The organism is Fontisubflavum oceani (assembly GCF_030407165.1).
Taxonomy (GTDB): domain Bacteria; phylum Pseudomonadota; class Alphaproteobacteria; order Rhodobacterales; family Rhodobacteraceae; genus Rhodophyticola; species Rhodophyticola oceani.
Map to the genome: position 1 here is coordinate 1,142,111 of NZ_CP129111.1, position 17,600 is coordinate 1,159,710.

Consider the following 17,600-nt stretch of genomic DNA (forward strand, 5'->3'; position numbering starts at 1 on the left):
GTGCCTGTGACAGAAAGCCCCTCCCGCCGATGGCCTCGCTCCCCGATCCGTCCATAAATCTTCTGACCCGCGATGCGCGGAGCGATTGGGTGCGGCTGAGAACGCTCTTGGTCCTGCGCTGGTTGGCGATCCTCGGACAGACCGTGACGGTCGTGATTGTCAGCCTCTATCTCGGGCTCAGGGTCGAGTTGGGGCTGTGTTTCCTGGCGATTGGGGCGAGCGTGATCTCCAACCTGATCGCGATGACGATTTTCCCTGAGAATCAGCGGCTTAGCGACCGAGACGCGATGCTGACGCTGCTCTTCGATCTGACGCAGTTGTCGTTTCTTCTGTTCCTGACGGGCGGGCTGCATAACCCGTTCGCGCTGCTGATCTTGGCACCGGTGACCATCTCGGCCACGGCGCTGACCCTGCGCTCCACCCTGTTTCTGGGTGGGGTCGCAATCGTGATGATTTCGCTTTTGGCCTATTTTTATATCCCGCTTCGCTCGGCTGAGGGGGTCATATTAGAGCTACCAGCCTTGTTTGTGCTCGGGTTTTGGTTGGCGATCGTGATCGGGATCATCTTCTTGTCGGCCTATGCCCGCCGGGTGACGCGCGAGACCCACTCGATGAGCCAGGCTTTGTTGGCAACACAGATGGCGTTGGCGCGTGAGCAGAAACTGACCGATCTGGGCGGTGTGGTTGCGGCGGCAGCTCATGAGTTGGGCACGCCTTTGGCGACGATCAAACTGGTTTCGACCGAATTGGCCGAAGAACTGTCGGATCGCCCGGAATTGCGTGAGGATGCCATATTGATCCGTGATCAGGCGGATCGGTGTCGCGACATCCTGCGGTCCATGGGCCAGGTCGGGAAAGACGATCTACATATGCGCAGCGCGCCCCTCGGGGCGGTGGTCCGCGAAGCGGCAGAGCCCCATGAAGATCGCGGCATTGCGATCCACTACGACTTCGAGGCTGAGGCCTATGCGCCAAGCGGGCAGCCGATCATCCGGCGCAAGCCCGAGATTATTCATGGCCTGCGCAACCTGGTGCAAAACGCGGTCGATTTTGCGGATGGTCAGGTTTGGATCGAAGGGCAGTGGGGTGACGGTCTCATCAGTTTGACGATGACGGATGATGGCGATGGATTTCCCTCCGATCTCTTGGGGCGCTTGGGGGATCCGTTTTTGCGCCGCCGGTCGCGGCCAGCGATCGACCCCCGGCCTGGATATGAAGGTATGGGCCTTGGCTTGTTTATCGCGAAGACGCTGCTTGAGCGGTCTGGCGCGACTGTCGAGTTCCTAAATGCCTCCGATCCGTTCTTGTCGGTTGAAGATAAAGGCGAGAAGCGCGGCGCCATAGTTCGCGTGACCTGGCCACATGAGGCGATTGGTCTGCTGGCGGACGAAGCCAGCGCACCGCTTGGCGAGAACCAGCCGATTTCTGTTTAACGGATCATTAAGGCTTCTGCCGTTTGGTGGTCCGTGGCACGGCTCTCCGCAAAAGGTTAAAGATGTATTTTTTCGAACCCTATATGGTTGTGATGCTGATCGGTATTGGCATTTTGGCAGCGTCTTTGGCGCTGATTCTCAACCAGTGGGTGTTTAGCGGTCGCACCCGGCGCAGCCCTCATATGGTCTTGGGCGCACTTGATACGCCGCGAAGCTACGTTTTCCACGATGGCTATCTGGTGTCAGAACATGATGAGGACGAATACTTCATCGCCGATCCGTCCGACCGGGCGCGGGCCTGGGCGGCTCTGGTCGAGGGCCTGAAGCCGCTTAACCCGGATATTGCGACCTCGATGCGGGCGCTGGCGGACCGTCGGGAGGGGTTCCTGCTGATCGGTCAAGTCGGCAGTGATGCGCTTTCCGTTTCCGGGCGAGCCCAGGGCGAAGTTGTGACCGTTACGGTATCCAGCGTTGAAGAAAGCCGTGCTCGCCATGCGATACACAAGGATAGCCTAGACGGGTTCCACGATGAAATGCAGGGCTTGCGCACAGCGGTGGATTTTTTACCGGTGCCGATGTGGCGCGAACGGAGCGATGGGCAGATTACGTGGGCCAATGGCGCCTATTATCGACTGCTCGAGCGGGCCAATGACATTGATGGCCCGCTGGTGTGGCCGATCCGCAGATTGTTTGCTGAGCAGTTGGACCCGCTGCCAGACCCTGGCGCGTTTCGCCGCTGCCAGTTGATGATGCATGACCAGGAGGAGCCAAGTTGGTTTGACGTCTCGATGACAGATCAGGGCGAGTCCAAGCTCTTCGCCGCACGGCCAATTGACCAACTGGTCGCGGCTGAGACGAATCTGCGGAACTTCGTTCAAACACTTTCAAAGACCTTTGCTCATTTGCCGATTGGTCTGGCGATATTCAATAAGAAGCGCGAGTTGGTCTTGTTTAACCCGGCGCTTTTGACGCTTTCGACCCTCGATCCAGAATGGCTGTCATCGCGGCCAAGCCTGTTTTCGTTCCTTGATCAACTGCGTGAACGGCAACGCATGCCTGAGCCCAAGGACTACAAAGCGTGGCGGGCAAGTTTGTCGGAACTGGAGCAGGCGGCGCAGGACGGTAGCTATCAAGAGTTATGGACGTTGCCGACGGGGCAAACCTATCGGGTCATCGGCAAGCCGCACCCCGATGGTGCGGTTGCGTTCATGTTCGAAGATATCAGTTCTGAAGTATCTCTGACGCGGCAGTTTCGGTCCGATCTGGAGCTCTACCAATCGGTCTTGGACGAAAGTGATGGCGCGCTTGCGGTGTTCTCCAAGGACGGTCGATTGATCCTCAGCAATGCTGCTTATGCCGAGCTTTGGGGCGTAGATCCGCGCGAGATGCTCAGCACTATGAGCCTGGTCGAGGCAACCCGGACTTGGCAGAGGCTGGCAAACCCTTCGCCGGTCTGGGGCGACATACGTGCCTTCGCGGGACAGGAGGCTGAACGGGCCGCCTGGTCTGACGATGTGACATTGGCGGATGGGCGGATGCTCGAATGCCGCGTTGCACCCTTGAAGGGTGGCTCGATGGTTGTGACCTTTCAGCCGGTCTCTAGGGCGACGGAGTTGGTTGATGTCGCACAACGGACCCTGGCTGTCGCCGACTAGACTAAAGGCTTTCTTGGCAGAGGTAAGTGTTGCGGGCGGCGAGGCCATGGCTAAACTCTGTCGTCATGTCCGAGCTTCCCCTCCGTTCGATGGATTATCCGCCTGCGCTGCTACAGCGGGTCAGTTCCAGCCCCGCTGCAACCGCTGAGCTTGCGGCGCGTATGGCGCCGGAATTGGCGGCGGGTGACACGCTCCTCCTGAGCGGTGACCTGGGCAGCGGTAAGACCCATTTTGCGCGCGCACTTATTCAGGCACGTTTGGCGGCATTCGACGCCGTCGAGGACGTGCCATCCCCAAGTTTCACGCTGGTTCAGACCTACCATGCGGGCGATCTAGAGATTTGGCACTGCGATCTATATCGGCTCAGCGGACCGGATGACGTGCTTGAGTTGGGGTTAGACGACGCTTTGAGCGAGGCGGTGTGCTTAATCGAATGGCCCGAGCGATTGAATGGCATCTGGCCTCGAGACGCGGTGTGGTTGACCTTCTCGACCGACCCGGATGCCGCCGAAGCCCGGCTTATCACCCTGCATGCAGCGGAAATGACACCGTTGGCTGAGCGGCTGATGTGCCATTTGGAGGCCCTATGACTCCATCGCTGAACGCGTTTCTGGCACGGGAGGGTTGGGCCCAAGCGACGCGGACGCCTCTGGCAGGTGATGCGTCGGCCCGGCGATATCTGCGGTTGCACGATAGAGCGCGCGACAGGCGCGCGGTCGTGATGTTGGCTCCGCCAGAAGATCGAACAAGCTTTGAGGCGTTCGGGGCGATCGCGCGATATCTGACCGATCAAGGCCTTTCCGCACCAGAGATTTGGGCCGCAGATTCCGAGTCCGGGCTGATGCTGATCGAGGATCTGGGCGACGATCTCATGGCCCGAATAGTGGCCGAAAACCCGGGCACAGCGACCGCGCTTTATACTGCGGCGTGTGATCTGACGACGCATTTGGCCGGGCTCACACCTCCCCCGGCTTTGGTGACGCTCACGCCGCATCGCATGGTGGAGATGATCGATATCACCTTCGAGAGCCTGGAACCCGGTGATGATACAGAAACCTTGCGCGACCGATTGGCGGCGGCACTTTTGTCTGCTTTCGGGGCCTATTTGACCGGCCACGAAACACTGATTTTGCGGGATTATCACGCGGAGAACCTGATATGGCTGCCCGATCGCGCCGGATTGGCTCGTGTCGGGCTGTTGGATTTCCAAGACGCGGTTTTCGGCCCTGTGGGCTATGATCTGATCTCGCTTTTGGATGATGCCCGCCGGGATGTGCCAGAGGCGCTGGAAGCGGCGGTTGATCCAGAGGCAGGCGACAGATTTGGAGCTTGAGCCAGACCGGTTCATGCTCACCTGCGCCATCCTCTCGGTACAGCGGAACTTGCGGATATTGGGCGTCTTTTCCAGGCTGGCCAGAACCGAGGGGAAGACCATGTATCTGCGCCATATCCCGCGCGTGGCAGGGCATATTCGGCGGGCCGTCGATCATCCAGAGCTGGCGGATCTCCGCGCGCCGGTTATTCAGCTTCTGGACCATTGGGCGGCGCCTGCATGACCCCGAAAGCTTGCATGATCCTGGCCGCCGGGTTCGGCACCCGGATGGGTGCGCTGACGGCGGAGCGGCCAAAGCCGTTGATCGAAGTCGCCGGGCGCCGCTTGATCGACCATGCGTTGGATCTCGCCCGCTCGGCTGGCGCAGGGCCGATCGTGGTGAATGGACATTACCGGGCCGAACAGATCGCGGCGCATTTGGCCGGTGTGCCTGATGTTCAGTTTCTTCACGAGACTCCAGATATTCTGGATTCCGGCGGCGGTGTTCGAAACGCGTTGCCGGTTTTGGGAGAAAACCCGTTTTGGACACTGAATTCCGACGCGGTTTGGCGGGGGGACAACCCACTTGGCCTATTGTCGGAGGCTTGGACACCGCGCAAGATGGGCGGTTTGATGTTGCTGGTCCCCCCTGAGCGAGCGGTTGGTCGTCAAGGTGGGGGTGATTTTCGTCTGCTGGAGAGTGGCCAGTTGACACCGGATAAGACGGGCCAGGTCTGGACCGGTGCGCAGATCCTCGACCCGGCAGTGTTTCAAGATACGCCTGAAGGTCCGTTCTCGATGTGGGTGATTTGGCGCAAGCTGATGGCGGAAGGGCGGCTCTATGGCCTAGTCTATCCAGGGTTTTGGGCCGATGTTGGGCATCCGATCGGAATCGCGCTGGCCGAAGAAATGTTGGGTCAAACCGATGATGTTTGAGCCGAGCGACGCGCCACGGGTCTTTGCGACGCCGTTGGGAGTCGATTTCACGTCTGCCTTGATCGAGGGGGTGGAAGCTCGGCTCGATGGGCAGCCGCCAGAGGCGCTGGCCCGGGTCGAGATCTATGTCAACACGGCCCGGATGCAGCGTCGCCTGACCGCCCAATTTGCTGAGCGTCAGGCGAGTTTTTTGCCGCGCATTCGCCCAGTGACCGATCTCGCGGCGCGTCCCGACATGGCCGGTTTGCCGCCCGCGATGTCCCCCCTGCGCCTGAGGCTGCAATTGAGCCAGCTGATTGCCAAATTGCTGGACCAGCGCCCTGATCTGGCCCCCCGTGCCGCGCTTTATCCACTGGCGGATAGCCTCGCTGATTTGATGGGGGAGATGCAGGAGGAACGGGTGACACCCGAGGCCGTGCAACGCCTGGACGTGGCCGAGCACGCGCAACACTGGCAGCGCAGCCAGGCGTTTTTGTCAATTGTGGCGCCGTTTTTCGCGGGCGAAGACAGTCTGACGGTCGAAGCCCGCCATTCCGCCGTGGTCGACCGACTGGCAAAAGCGTGGCAAAGCGTACCGCCGACACATCCGATCATCGTTGCGGGGTCTACAGGGTCACGCGGGGCGACTGCGCGCTTCATGCGGGCCGTTGCCGCGCTTCCGCAAGGGGCAGTGGTGCTGCCAGGGTTGGACGGTGACATGCCGGAGGAGGTTTGGGCCGGATTGCTGCATGGTCGTGCTGTTGGCTTGGGGGGCGAGGATCACCCGCAGTTCCGGCTTGGGAAGTTTGCCGAAAGCCTCGGATTGGCGCCCAAAGCGATCCCCGAATGGAGTGGAACGCCGCCCGCCCATCCGCGCCGGAACCGCTTGATCTCTCTGGCGTTGCGACCAGCGCCTGTCACCGATCAATGGCGTGAGGAGGGGCCGAAATTGGGGGATCTGTCCCCCGCCGTCGCCGATATGAGTTTGATCGAGGCACCGACGCCGCAGGCCGAAGCCGTCGCCATCGCGCTTCGGTTGCGGAAGGCGGCGGAAACAGGGCAGCGCGCGGCGTTGATCAGCCCCGATCGTACGCTGACCCGGCAGGTGACGGCGGCTCTGGATCGGTGGGGTATCCTACCCGATGACAGTGCCGGGCAACCTTTGTCTTTGACCGCGGCGGGGCGGCTCTTGCGCCATGTTGCCGAGCTGTTGAGTGCGCGCCCAACCGCAGAGGCGCTGTTGGTGCTGCTGAAACATCCGCTGACGCATTCGGCGCGCGAGGATCGCGGCGCGCATCTGCTGCGGGCGCGGGATTTGGAATTGCAAATCTTAAGAGGCGGTGGCCCCTATCCGGAACGTGGCGATCTTCTGGATTGGGCGGCCAAACGGGAAACGGATTCCGGCGCGGTCGCATGGGCCAGTTGGGTCTCCGACCTTCTTCTGTCGGTGCATGGGACGGAGGCGGTTTCGCTCGCGGATCATGTCGCGCGCCATCTGACATTGGCTGAGGCCCTGGCGGCGGGGCCCGGTGCGGATGGCGCGGGGGACCTTTGGGCGCGGGAAGATGGGCAGGCGGTTCAGCGTCTGATGCAAGCTGTGGTGGCAGATGCGGATGCGGGGGGCATGTTGAGTCCGTCCGAGTATCGCGATCTGATAGGCGCGGTTCTGGATGATGCAGAGGCGCGCAACCCGGTCCGCCCCCATGTGCGGATCATGATTTGGGGGGCGTTGGAGGCGCGGGTTCAGGGCGCCGATCTGTTGATTTTAGCGGGGTTGAACGAAGGTGTTTGGCCAGCCGCGCCAGGGGCCGACCCATGGCTGAACCGGGCGATGCGAGCCGAGGCCGGGCTGCGCCTGCCGGATCGGCAGATCGGTCTCTCGGCCCATGATTTTCAGCAAGCGGTGGCAGCCCGCGAGGTTTGGCTCAGTCGGGCGAAACGAGATGCGGAAACCGAAACGGTGCCATCGCGTTGGGTGAACCGATTGGTGAACCTGATGGAGGGAACCGGGCCCGAGGCGCGCGCGACCCTGGCGGAGATGCGGGCCCGAGGCCAGGAATGGCTGGCCATGGCTGAGGCATTGGGCACGCCCGAAGCGCCGGTGCCCCCCGCGCCGCGCCCGGCGCCGAGGCCGCCAGTAACGGCCAGGCCAAACCGCCTCTCGGTGACGCAGATCGAGAAACTGGTGCGCGACCCTTATGCAATCTATGCGCAGAAAGTTCTGCGGTTGAGGCCACTGGACCCGCTGAGGCAAGCGCCCGATGCACGTCTGCGCGGCACGGCGCTGCACGCGATGCTGCGCAGTTTCGTGGAGATCACACGCGATGGGTTGCCAGCGGATGCAGAGGCGCTTTTCACTCGGCTTGCCGATGCGGCGCTTCGCCAAGAGGTGCCTTGGCCCGTGGCGCGACGCCTTTGGCAAGCGCGTCTGGCGCGGGTTGCACCGTGGTTCGTCGCGACTGAGCGGGCGCGGCGCGCGTTTGCGGTGCCGCATCGATTGGAGTTCTCTGCGGAGCTTCTTATAAAAGATAAGTCGTTTACGCTAACCGGGACAGCGGACCGCCTTGACCTGACGCCCGAGGGCGCGTTGGCAATTTATGACTATAAGACCGGGGCTGTTCCGTCTGCGGATCAGGAACGGTTCTTCAACAAACAGCTTTGGCTTGAGGCGATGATGGCGCGGGGTGGCGCTTTCGGAGAGGTCACGGAGGTGGCCCGGATCGCCTATATCGGGCTTGGCAGCGGCGGAACCGTGTTGAGCCATGATGCGACGCCAGACGAGATCGATCAGATCGCTGCGGAGTTCGAGACGCTTCTGGCACATTATGCAGACGCGGCGAATGGCTACACATCGCGCCGCGCGATGGCCGAACTGCGCTATGCAGGCGACTACGATCATCTGGCCCGATACGGGGAGTGGGATGAGACAACCGCGCCAACAGCAGAGGAGGTGGGGGCATGACCCTCAACGATGCCTCCCGTGCGCAGGTGATCGCTGCCGACCCGGGTCAATCGACTTGGCTCTCGGCCAATGCGGGCAGTGGCAAGACCCGGGTTCTAACCGACCGGGTTGCGCGACTTCTTTTAGAAGAAGTGTCGCCGGAACGGATCCTCTGCCTGACCTATACCAAAGCCGCCGCGTCGGAGATGCAGAACCGGCTGTTCCGCCGATTGGGCGAGTGGGCCATGAAACCGGATGGTGCGTTGGCGACCGCCCTTGCGACCTTGGGTTTGGAGGCCGAGCGGATTACGCCCGAGCTTCTATCCCGCGCGCGGACGCTTTTTGCCCGTGCCATTGAGACGCCTGGCGGGCTGAAGATCCAGACGATCCATTCGTTCTGCGGCGGGGTGCTGCGGCGCTTTCCGTTGGAGGCAGGAGTTTCGCCGGGCTTCACGGAAATGGATGAGCGGGCGCAGCTTCTTTTGGCGAATGATGTGCTTGATATGTTGGCCGATGGGGAGGACGTTCCGTCTATCGATGGAGTCGCCGCGTATCTCTCGGGCGATGACATGGCCGGGCTTGTCCGCGCGCTTCTGGCTCATCGCGATGAGGTGGAACCGCAACGTGAGCGGGAGGCGATTTTCGATTGGTTTGGGATCAATCCTGATCTGAGTGACGCGGATATTTTGAGCCAAGCCTTTCTCGGCGGCGAGCAAGTCCTGTGCGACCGCCTCGTGCCGCTCCTAGACCCTGAGAGCCGTAATTTGGGCAAGAGCCACCGCATCTTGTCTGGGTTCAACTGGGCGTCTCCTGGGTTGGAGGATTTGGCGCAAATCGAAGAGGTCTTCCTGAGCGGACCGACCACGAAGACACCGGATGCGGCCAAGATCGGCACATTTGGCAATGCTGCAATTCGCACGGCGATGGGGGCGGATCTGGCACCGCTGGAGGCGTTCATGCTGCGGCTTGAGGCGGCGCGACCGTTACGTCGGGCGTTGCAAACGGCGCGCAAGACCGACGCCCTGCACCGGTTCGCGACGGCGTTTCTGCCCGCCTATGACGCGGCGAAACAGGCACGCGGCTGGCTCGATTTCGATGACCTGATCCGTCATACGCGATCGCTTTTGATGGCGCCGGGTGTGGCGCAATGGGTTCTGTTCCGCCTGGACGGTGGGATCGACCATATCCTCGTGGATGAGGCGCAAGACACGGCACCGGCGCAATGGCAAATCATCGCGAAGCTTGCCGAAGAGTTCGCGAGTGGCGAGGGTGCACGGGCCGAAACGTCGCGAACGATCTTTGTCGTTGGGGATAAGAAGCAGTCGATCTATTCGTTCCAAGGGGCGGACCCGTCTGGATTTGATCGGATGCGCGATCATTTTGCCGAGAGATTGGCGCAGATTGAGGCGCCGTTTCAATCGCGGGAGTTGATCTATTCTTTCCGGTCGGCGGAACCGATCCTGGCTCTGGTCGATCATGTGGCAGGTGGGTTGGGGGCAGCGGGTGTGGGGCCGGATGTCACCCACACAGCGTTCAAATCGGCCTTGCCGGGGCGGGTGGATGTCTGGCCACACATCCCGAAATCAGAAAAACTTGAGCCATCGAACTGGGAGAATCCTGTAGATCTACTAGAAGAAGATCATCACCATGTGCGGCTTGCCCGACGTGTTGCCGACGCGATCAAGGAGATGTTGGATGGCAAGGTGATCATCGAGGTCGAGGAGGCAGGGCGGCCTACACGTCGGGCAGTGCGCGCGGGTGATATCCTGATCCTGGTGCAGCGGCGCTCCGACCTGTTTCACGAGATGATCGCTGCGATCAAAGGGGCTGGCCTGCCGATTGCGGGGGCGGACCGGATGCGCGTTGCGGCAGAGCTCGCCGTCAAAGATCTCGTGGCGTTGATGGCATTTTTGGCGACACCGGAGGATGATCTGTCGCTGGCGGCGGTGTTGCGATCGCCGATCTTGGGCTGGTCGGAAGCGGAACTTTTCGACTTGGCCCATGGACGAGAGGGGTTTTTGTGGCGGGCCTTGCAGAACCGAGCGGCCGAGTTTCCCGAAACGGTGGCTATACTGGAAGATCTCCGCGATCACACGGATTTTCTGCGCCCGTATGATCTGTTGGAACGGGTTCTGATCCGCCATGACGCCCGGCGTAGGCTTTTGGCGCGCTTGGGGCAGGAGGCGGAAGACGGCATCGACGCGATGTTGGGCCAGGCGCTGGCCTATGAACGGATGGAAGTGCCGAGCCTGACCGGGTTTGTCGGCTGGTTGCAGGCCGATGACGTCACCATCAAGCGCGATCCCGGAAGTGCGGGCAATCAGATCCGGGTGATGTCGATCCATGGGGCGAAAGGGCTGGAAGCGCCGATTGTAATCTTGCCCGATTGTGCGCAGCGCCGCGCGGGGAACCGGGGTGTGACCTTGTTGGAACCCGAGGGCGGGCCATTGGTCTGGCCGATGCCGAAAGCAGATGCCCCGGCGCTCCTACGTCCTGCGTTCGATGCGGCCGCAGCCGCAGAGGCGGAGGAGCGGAACCGGCTGCTTTATGTGGCGATGACCCGAGCGGAGAGTTGGTTGATCGTTGCGGCAGCGGGCACCTTGGGGCGGAATGCGGACCAGAGTTGGTATGGGATGATTCGCGAAAGCGCTGAGGCATTGGGGGCTGAACCCTGCGCGATGTTTGGTGAGACGGGTTTACGATTGGAAAGCGGAGATTGGTCGGCTCCGGGGGAGTTCGCGCCGGTGGTTCAGGCCGAGGCGCCAGCTTTACCGGCTTGGGCTTTGGCCCCGGCCGTGGATGAGGGAAGGATGGTCCCCGCCCGCAGCCCATCTGATCTGGGTGGGGCGAAGTCGCTGGCCTCTGATGCAGGTGGGCTTGAGGAAGAGGCCGCCCTGCGGCGGGGGCGACTGATCCATTTGCTGCTGGAACACCTGCCAGGTTTGCCGGAAGCGGGATGGATAGCTGCGGCACCGGGGATTTTGGCACTGGAGGACGAGGTCGCCGAGGTCGAGGCGACCGCGTTGCTGGAGGAAGCGGTGCGGGTCCTGACCGATCCGAGCTTGTCGGACGTGTTTGCGCCGGAGGCGTTGGCGGAGGTGCCCTTGACGGCCTGGAGCGAGACACGCTCGGCGCAGATGCTCGGCGTGATCGACCGACTGATCATCACAGACGACCGGGTGCTGGCGGTCGATTTCAAATCCAATGCGTCGGTGCCAGTCGGCGCAGATGAGGTTCCGGAAGGATTGCTGCGCCAGATGGGCGCTTATGCCGAGATGTTGGCGCTCTTGTACCCGGCCCGCAGGATCGAGACGGCGATTTTGTGGACACGCACAGCGACCTTGATGCCTTTGCCTCACGCTTCTGTCATGGCGGCGTTGCAAAGGGCGGCCACTGCTTGACCTCAGGCGGGCGCGTCCATACCTTCAGCGTCCAAGCACAATTTCCGCGCCTTTGAGGAGAGCGACCTATGAGCACCGTTCCCGTCACCGATGACACGTTTGACGCCGAAGTCCGGCAATCTCCGATCCCCGTTGTGGTGGATTTCTGGGCCGAATGGTGTGGCCCTTGCAAACAGATTGGCCCGGCCCTGGAGGAGCTTTCCGTCGACTACGGTGGCAGGGTCAAGATTGTGAAGGTGAATGTGGATCAAAATCCCAGCTCGCCGATGGAGTTGGGTGTGCGCGGCATTCCGGCGCTGTTCATGTTCAAAGACGGTGAAGTTGTGTCGAACAAAGTCGGCGCAGCTCCGAAAGCGGCGCTTCAGAAATGGATTGAAGAGTCGATCTGAGATAGGCTGCGATCCTATTTCAATATGGGTGTCTGGGGCGCAACTATGCGCCCCTTTTGTTTTCAGCCGGTCAGTAGCGATTTGAAAGCGCGACCTCAGTGCCATCGGCTAAGACAATCGTTGTGGCATAGATTTCGATCGGTCTGTCGTCATCCGCCACGCCGATCACGGTGACTCTGTCGCCCACGGCGGCTGGGATGGGGTTTGGCCCAACATAGACTGCTACCGCGCCAGTCGCGTCCCGCAGCAGGAACTCATCGTCATCTGTGATCCGCTCGACTGTGCCGAGCAGTGTAACTATCTGCCCCGGTGCGAGGTCCGCGATGGGATCAACTGTAGACGTCACAGAATCGGCTCTGGCGGATTGGCCCATGGTGAATGGCGCTGCCGCAAATAGGGCAACGACTGCCGCGACAACAATCAGACGTCGCATTCCATATACCTTTTTAGTCGAGCGCGATGAGCAAGAGAACAATAGCGCCTCCAATAGCCGCAAGATACGCCCAACGCGGCAGGCTGGTGGTGATTTCGGTCGTCAACCAGGCTTGCCATGTTTGGTCAGGTTTCGGGTCGGGCTTCGGCGTGTTTGACATGTGATGCCTCCGATTTGGGACCTGAACGAGATATGGGCCCATTGATGCGACCTTCAAATGGGTCTGTGCCGGTGCAGCGATAGAATGTGCCAATGCCTGTTGCGAAGGAAAAGGGCGCCGGAAGGCGCCCTCCTCTTTGCATCATTCGGCGAGATTACGTGTTGACGAAATCCGGATAGGCTTCCATGCCAAGTTCGGAGACGTCCAAGCCGTTGATCTCGTCTTCCTCGCTTGGGCGCAGGCCAATTGTGCCTTCAGTGCATAGAAGACAATGAACGAGGTGATGAAGACGAAGGCGATGATCGCAACGATCCCCATGATCTGTGCGCCAAGGGTCGCCTCCCCATGGTAACCGCCGGTTAGGACGACGGCGAGCGTGCCCCAGATACCGGCGAAGAAGTGCACCGGGATAGCACCGACCACGTCATCGATTTTGATCTTGTCGAGCAGCGGGACAGTGAAGACCACGATCAGACCACCGATTGCCCCGATGATCAGGGAGAGGAAGAGCGACGGGGCCAGCGGCTCAGCGGTGATCGAGACCAGCCCGGCAAGCGCGCCGTTCAAGACCATCGTCAGGTCGGCTTTGCCATAGATGAGCTGGGTCAGGATCAGAGCCGCGACGGCACCGGCAGCAGCTGCCATATTGGTGTTGGCAAAGATCCGAGACACATCTGCCACATCGCCCACGGTGCCCATGGCCAGTTGCGAGCCGCCATTGAAGCCGAACCAACCCAGCCACAGGATGAAGGTACCAAGCGTCGCGAGCGCCAGGTTGGAGCCCGGCATCGGGTTCACTTTTCCGTCCTTGCCGTACTTGCCGATCCGTGGTCCCAGCACGATGGCCCCGGCCAGAGCCGCAGCGCCGCCCGCGGCATGCACCAATGTCGAGCCTGCGAAGTCGGAGAAGCCTGCTTCGGCCAACCAACCGCCGCCCCACTGCCAGGAGGCTTCGATCGGGTAGATGAAGCCGGTCAGCACAACCACGAAGATCAGGAAGGGCCAGAGCTTGATGCGCTCAGCCAGCGTGCCCGAGACGATCGAGGCCGTGGTAGCGCAGAACATCAGCTGGAAGAAGAAGTCCGAGCCAACCGACGCATAGTCAAGCGAGGTATCCGCCGGGGCAACGCCTACGGGTTCGAGCGAAGTGATCGCGAAGAACGGGCCGAGCCAGCCTTCGATCACCCAATCGGCGGGATACATGATGCCGAAACCGACAAGCCAATACATGATCGCCGCGATGGAAAAGAGGGAGATGTTCTTGGTCAGCTGCATGGTGACGTTCTTTGAGCGCACCAAACCGGCCTCGAGCATCGCAAAGCCCGCGGCCATCCAGAAGACGAGGAAGCCCCCGACCAAAAACAGCAGCGTGGTCAGAATGTAAGACGTGTGGGCCGCGGCTTCTACGCCGGCCTCTTGCGCCAGGCCCACCGACGGCAGCGCGGCGGCGGTTGCCACGGCGGCCAGTGGGAAAAGATACTTGGTTTTCATGAGTGTCATGTCCTTTTGTCGAAAGGGCCGCGCGTCAAAGCGCGTCGTCATTGGTCTCGCCGGTCCGCACGCGCACGGCGGAGTTCACGTCGAGGACGAAGATTTTGCCGTCACCGATCTTGTCGGTTTTGGCGGTGGTCTGGATGGTTTCGACCACCTGATCGGCCATGGCGGCCGCGACGACGATTTCCAGCTTCACTTTCGGCACGAAATTCACGGCATATTCGGCGCCGCGATAGATCTCTGTGTGGCCGGATTGCGAGCCGAAGCCCTTAATCTCGGTCACCATCATGCCGCGCACGCCGATGGCGGTCAGGGCTTCGCGGACCTCCTCCAGCTTGAACGGCTTGATTGCTGCGATGATGAGTTTCACGTTGATACCCTTCCGGTTGTTGTCTGTCCCCCAGAGGAACTCACGGGGGTTAAGACAGGCCGGGGCGGGCTTTAGGGCAACGGCACGGTAAGGGGTTTTCACAACTTCAGGTTGTATACCGAAATTTTCGGCGCGATTTCTGGCATGTGCCTATTTTTTGTGCGGAAGCTGGATGCGGCAGTGCAGCATATGCGGGGAAGAAAAGCGAGGATGTGCCCTCCACAAACGAGTCGTTATTGCGTATCTTGGCGCAAAAGAAGGCAGGAACATCATGAGCCGATCAGGAAGTGGAGGTCGTCCGCCCCGCAAAAGCCAACGTGGGCTTGTGGCAGACCGCCGGACACAGAGCACAACCAAACGCACAAGAACGCAGTCATCGGCGAAACCCAAACGCAATGCCCGCCGCCAGACGCGGTCGCGCACCCGCAGGCCCGGGATTTTGGGCTGGTTCGGGGCGCTGTTCCGGTTTGTGTTGCGCCTGATCTTCGGGATTGTTTGGCGCGTTACCGCTGTGGTCGCCCTGATCATTCTGGGCGCCTCGGCCTACTATTATACACTTCTGCCCGATGTGGGTGAGGTGGTCGATGCCCGCGCGCGGGGTTCGGTCACGATGCTGGACCGCGACGGCAATGTCTTTGCTTGGCGCGGTGAGCAGTTTGGCGGGATGATCGACCCCAATACGGTGAGCCCGCATCTGACCAATGCCGTGATTGCCACCGAAGACCGGCGTTTCTATCGCCATTTGGGTGTCAGCCCACGTGGCATCGCGAGCGCCATTCGGATCAATATGCGCGAGGGTCGCGGACCCTTGGAAGGCCATGGCGGATCGACGATCACGCAACAGGTGGCCAAGCTCATGTGTCTCGGCGTGGCGTATGACCCGTCGGAATGGGAGAGTGAGGCGGAGTACGAGACCGACTGTCGCCGGACGACACTATGGCGCAAGATCACAGAAGTGCCCTTCGCGCTGGCGATGGAGTTCCGCTACACCAAGGATGAAATCCTGGCGATCTATTTCAACCGGGCCTATCTGGGCGCCGGTGCGCGGGGCTTCGAAGCGGCGTCACAGCGCTATTTCGGCCATTCCAGCGCCGATCTAGCACCTCAGGAAGCCGCGATGCTGGCCGGGCTGCTGGTGGCGCCGTCCTATTACGCGCCGACACGCAATCTGGAGCGAGCGCAACGCCGGGCCAATCTGGTTATGAACCTGATGGAAGAGCAGGGGTATCTGACCTCTGCCGAAGCGGATCAGGCGCGCGCCAACCCGGCCACGCTGTCGGCTGCGGCGCGGCAGGAAACCGGCGGGTTCTTCGCCGATTGGATCATGGGGGCCGGGCCGGGCTTCCTGACCAATGACACAACCGAAGATGTGATCATCCGCACCACCTTCGATCCGGCAATGCAGGACGCCGCGGAGGCGGCACTGGTCGACGTCTTCGAAAACCAGGTGCGAGAGGGCTCCACCGCGCAAGCCGCGATTGTGGTGATGTCGGCCGATGGCGCGGTACGTGCCATGGTTGGTGGCCGCGAAACCCAGGTTGCCGGCCAGTTCAACCGCGCGGTGCAAGCGATGCGGCAGACCGGCAGTTCGTTCAAACCGTTTGTCTATGCGGCGGCGCTGGATCTGGGCTGGCGATTTGATGATCTGATTTATGACGGACCGTTGACGATTGACGTGCCCGGATCGGGTCCTTGGAGCCCAGAAAACTATTCCCGCGAGTTTTATGGTGAGGTGACTTTGACCGACGCATTGCGCGCCTCGCTGAACACGGCGGCGGTGCGTTTGTCTGAGACGGTCGGGCGCGAGGCGACGGTCGCCGTTGCCGAGGGGTTCGGCATTGAGAGTGACCTGGCGCTTGGCCCGGCGATTGCTTTGGGCGCGTCGGAGGCCAGCCTGATCGAAATGACCGGGGCCTATGCCGGGATTTTGAACGGCGGATCCGCCGTGGCGCCCTATGGGCTGACCGAACTCAGGTTCCTTGGCGATGACACGCCGCTCATTGGACAAGAGGGCGGTATCCAGGAGCGGGTGATCTCGGAAGGTGCGGCGCGGCAACTGACCTATATGATGGCGCAAGCCGTGGCCAGCGGTACGGGGCAGCGGGCGCAACTGCCTGGTCGGCCCGTGGCGGGAAAAACCGGCACGACCAATTCGGCCCGAGATGCGTGGTTTATCGGTTTTACCGCCGATTATGTGGCCGGTGTCTGGATGGGGTACGATGACAACACGCCACTATCCGGTGTGACTGGCGGGGGTTTGCCGGCTGAGCTTTGGCGGCAGACGATGGAGCGCATCCACACGGATATTCCACCACGGCCCTTGCCGATGATCGACCCGGTGGCTGAAGCCCGCCCCGTGCCACAGCCGCAAGCGCAACAGCAGGCGCCTCGTGCGCAAGGGCGTCAACCGGATTTGGCCGAGCAGATTTTGATGGAGGTCCTGGGCGGGATTTTGGGCCAGAACAACTAGGCCTGCCCCATGAACCCTGGTCTTTAGCCGACGGTGCGCAGATGCGCGATGAGCGCATCCAGATCGCCGCCGCGCCGGTCGAGCATGCCGCCAACCTCGGCGCGTTCTGTGGTCATCAAGTTCACGCCCTCGATGATCAGGTTGAAGAACCGGTCCTGGCCCGAGCGGTCCGAAACCAGCCAGCGCAGCTCGAACGGGCTTTCATTGCGGAGTCGCACTGTCGAGATGATCTCGAAATAACGGTTCACCTGGCGGCCATCGGTCACCACAACTTGCCCGCCGATGAATTCACGGAAACGGCGGCCATATTTGCGCGCGATATAGCCCTGGAAGGCTTCGGTGAAGGCCCGCATCTGGGCCCGTGATGCGCTCCGAGCGGGTGGTCCCAAGACCGACTGAGCGATGATCGGCACGTCGGCATACCGGGCCAGAATCCGCTCAAACTCGCGGAGCATGGCAGCTTCAGACTGGCCGGAATTGATCACCTGGAATATCTCGGCGACGAGACGGTCGACAAGCGCGCGCGCCTCCACCGTATTGAGTGCGAGTGCCATATGCGGCGCGGTGATAGCGGCCAATCCGGCGCTGAAACCGGCGACACCAAATTGGCGCCGGCTCATCTTCATG

13 protein-coding genes and 1 pseudogene are annotated in these 17,600 nt (G+C 61.4%); 10 read left to right on the forward strand and 4 right to left on the reverse strand.

Annotated features, from left to right (window positions below):
- Positions 1-29: 29 nt before the first annotated feature.
- The 9 genes from regB to trxA all read left to right on the forward strand — a co-directional run bounded on the left by regB (position 30) and on the right by trxA (position 12,046).
- Positions 30-1,433 carry a sensor histidine kinase RegB gene (gene regB / locus QTA57_RS05805; protein WP_290154085.1) on the forward strand — a complete coding sequence of 468 codons (1,404 nt, stop codon included), beginning with the start codon at positions 30-32 and terminating at the stop codon, positions 1,431-1,433.
- A 62-nt stretch (positions 1,434-1,495) separates the two neighbouring features.
- The gene (locus QTA57_RS05810; RefSeq protein WP_290154086.1) at positions 1,496-3,088 is read left to right on the forward strand and encodes a PAS-domain containing protein; all 1,593 of its coding nucleotides are present in this window, start codon (positions 1,496-1,498) and stop codon (positions 3,086-3,088) included.
- A 65-nt stretch (positions 3,089-3,153) separates the two neighbouring features.
- Positions 3,154-3,678: a tRNA (adenosine(37)-N6)-threonylcarbamoyltransferase complex ATPase subunit type 1 TsaE gene (tsaE, locus tag QTA57_RS05815; RefSeq protein WP_407933500.1), complete on the forward strand. Its 525-nt coding sequence runs from the start codon at positions 3,154-3,156 to the stop codon at positions 3,676-3,678.
- On the forward strand, positions 3,675-4,421 hold the full coding sequence (locus QTA57_RS05820) for an aminoglycoside phosphotransferase family protein (protein ID WP_290154087.1): 747 nt from the start codon (positions 3,675-3,677) through the stop codon (positions 4,419-4,421). The genes tsaE and QTA57_RS05820 overlap by 4 nt, the downstream gene beginning before the upstream one ends.
- A complete protein-coding gene (locus tag QTA57_RS05825) occupies positions 4,411-4,644 on the forward strand; it encodes a hypothetical protein (protein ID WP_290154088.1) in 234 nt (77 codons plus the stop codon). The genes QTA57_RS05820 and QTA57_RS05825 overlap by 11 nt, the downstream gene beginning before the upstream one ends.
- Positions 4,641-5,336, forward strand: a complete 696-nt coding sequence (locus tag QTA57_RS05830; protein WP_290154089.1) for a nucleotidyltransferase family protein — start codon at positions 4,641-4,643, stop codon at positions 5,334-5,336. The genes QTA57_RS05825 and QTA57_RS05830 overlap by 4 nt, the downstream gene beginning before the upstream one ends.
- Positions 5,329-8,277 (forward strand): double-strand break repair protein AddB, encoded by a 2,949-nt coding sequence (addB, locus tag QTA57_RS05835; protein ID WP_290154090.1) that lies wholly within the window; start codon positions 5,329-5,331, stop codon positions 8,275-8,277. The genes QTA57_RS05830 and addB overlap by 8 nt, the downstream gene beginning before the upstream one ends.
- Complete coding sequence (gene addA, locus QTA57_RS05840) at positions 8,274-11,657, forward strand: double-strand break repair helicase AddA (RefSeq protein WP_290154091.1); 3,384 nt, start codon at positions 8,274-8,276, stop codon at positions 11,655-11,657. Before addB ends, addA begins: the two co-directional genes overlap by 4 nt.
- 68 nt (positions 11,658-11,725) lie before the next feature.
- Positions 11,726-12,046, forward strand: a complete 321-nt coding sequence (gene trxA, locus QTA57_RS05845) for a thioredoxin (protein WP_145214202.1) — start codon at positions 11,726-11,728, stop codon at positions 12,044-12,046.
- A 70-nt stretch (positions 12,047-12,116) separates the two neighbouring features.
- Here the strand turns inward: trxA and QTA57_RS05850 are convergent, their stop codons facing one another.
- The 3 genes and pseudogenes from QTA57_RS05850 to QTA57_RS05860 all read right to left on the reverse strand — a co-directional run bounded on the left by QTA57_RS05850 (position 12,117) and on the right by QTA57_RS05860 (position 14,503).
- Positions 12,117-12,479 carry a NirD/YgiW/YdeI family stress tolerance protein gene (locus QTA57_RS05850; RefSeq protein ID WP_290154092.1) on the reverse strand — a complete coding sequence of 121 codons (363 nt, stop codon included), beginning with the start codon at positions 12,477-12,479 and terminating at the stop codon, positions 12,117-12,119.
- Between the two features lie 314 nt (positions 12,480-12,793).
- Positions 12,794-14,139 (reverse strand): annotated as a pseudogene (locus QTA57_RS05855) (ammonium transporter).
- A gap of 25 nt (positions 14,140-14,164) precedes the next feature.
- Positions 14,165-14,503, reverse strand: a complete 339-nt coding sequence (locus tag QTA57_RS05860) for a P-II family nitrogen regulator (protein ID WP_145214211.1) — start codon at positions 14,501-14,503, stop codon at positions 14,165-14,167.
- A 271-nt stretch (positions 14,504-14,774) separates the two neighbouring features.
- On the opposite strand from QTA57_RS05860, the gene QTA57_RS05865 reads away from it, so the two are divergent.
- Complete coding sequence (locus tag QTA57_RS05865) at positions 14,775-16,973, forward strand: transglycosylase domain-containing protein (protein ID WP_290154093.1); 2,199 nt, start codon at positions 14,775-14,777, stop codon at positions 16,971-16,973.
- A 23-nt stretch (positions 16,974-16,996) separates the two neighbouring features.
- Here QTA57_RS05865 and QTA57_RS05870 read toward each other — a convergent pair whose 3' ends face one another.
- Entirely contained in the window at positions 16,997-17,599 is a 603-nt protein-coding gene (locus tag QTA57_RS05870) for an MlaC/ttg2D family ABC transporter substrate-binding protein (protein WP_171560539.1), read from the reverse strand.
- Between the last annotated feature and the right edge of the window lies 1 nt (position 17,600).

Excerpts from the sequence above, each read along its gene's own strand:
- tsaE (WP_407933500.1), top strand. The coding sequence starts at position 3,154 with ATGTCCGAGCTTCCCCTCCGTTCGATGGATTATCCGCCTGCGCTGCTA.
- QTA57_RS05850 (WP_290154092.1), bottom strand. The coding sequence starts at position 12,479 with ATGCGACGTCTGATTGTTGTCGCGGCAGTCGTTGCCCTATTTGCGGCA.
- QTA57_RS05865 (WP_290154093.1), top strand. The coding sequence starts at position 14,775 with ATGAGCCGATCAGGAAGTGGAGGTCGTCCGCCCCGCAAAAGCCAACGT.
- addA (WP_290154091.1), top strand. The coding sequence starts at position 8,274 with ATGACCCTCAACGATGCCTCCCGTGCGCAGGTGATCGCTGCCGACCCG.
- QTA57_RS05830 (WP_290154089.1), top strand. The coding sequence starts at position 4,641 with ATGACCCCGAAAGCTTGCATGATCCTGGCCGCCGGGTTCGGCACCCGG.
- regB (WP_290154085.1), top strand. The coding sequence starts at position 30 with ATGGCCTCGCTCCCCGATCCGTCCATAAATCTTCTGACCCGCGATGCG.
- QTA57_RS05820 (WP_290154087.1), top strand. The coding sequence starts at position 3,675 with ATGACTCCATCGCTGAACGCGTTTCTGGCACGGGAGGGTTGGGCCCAA.
- addB (WP_290154090.1), top strand. The coding sequence starts at position 5,329 with ATGTTTGAGCCGAGCGACGCGCCACGGGTCTTTGCGACGCCGTTGGGA.
- QTA57_RS05870 (WP_171560539.1), bottom strand. The coding sequence starts at position 17,599 with ATGAAGATGAGCCGGCGCCAATTTGGTGTCGCCGGTTTCAGCGCCGGA.
- trxA (WP_145214202.1), top strand. The coding sequence starts at position 11,726 with ATGAGCACCGTTCCCGTCACCGATGACACGTTTGACGCCGAAGTCCGG.
- QTA57_RS05810 (WP_290154086.1), top strand. The coding sequence starts at position 1,496 with ATGTATTTTTTCGAACCCTATATGGTTGTGATGCTGATCGGTATTGGC.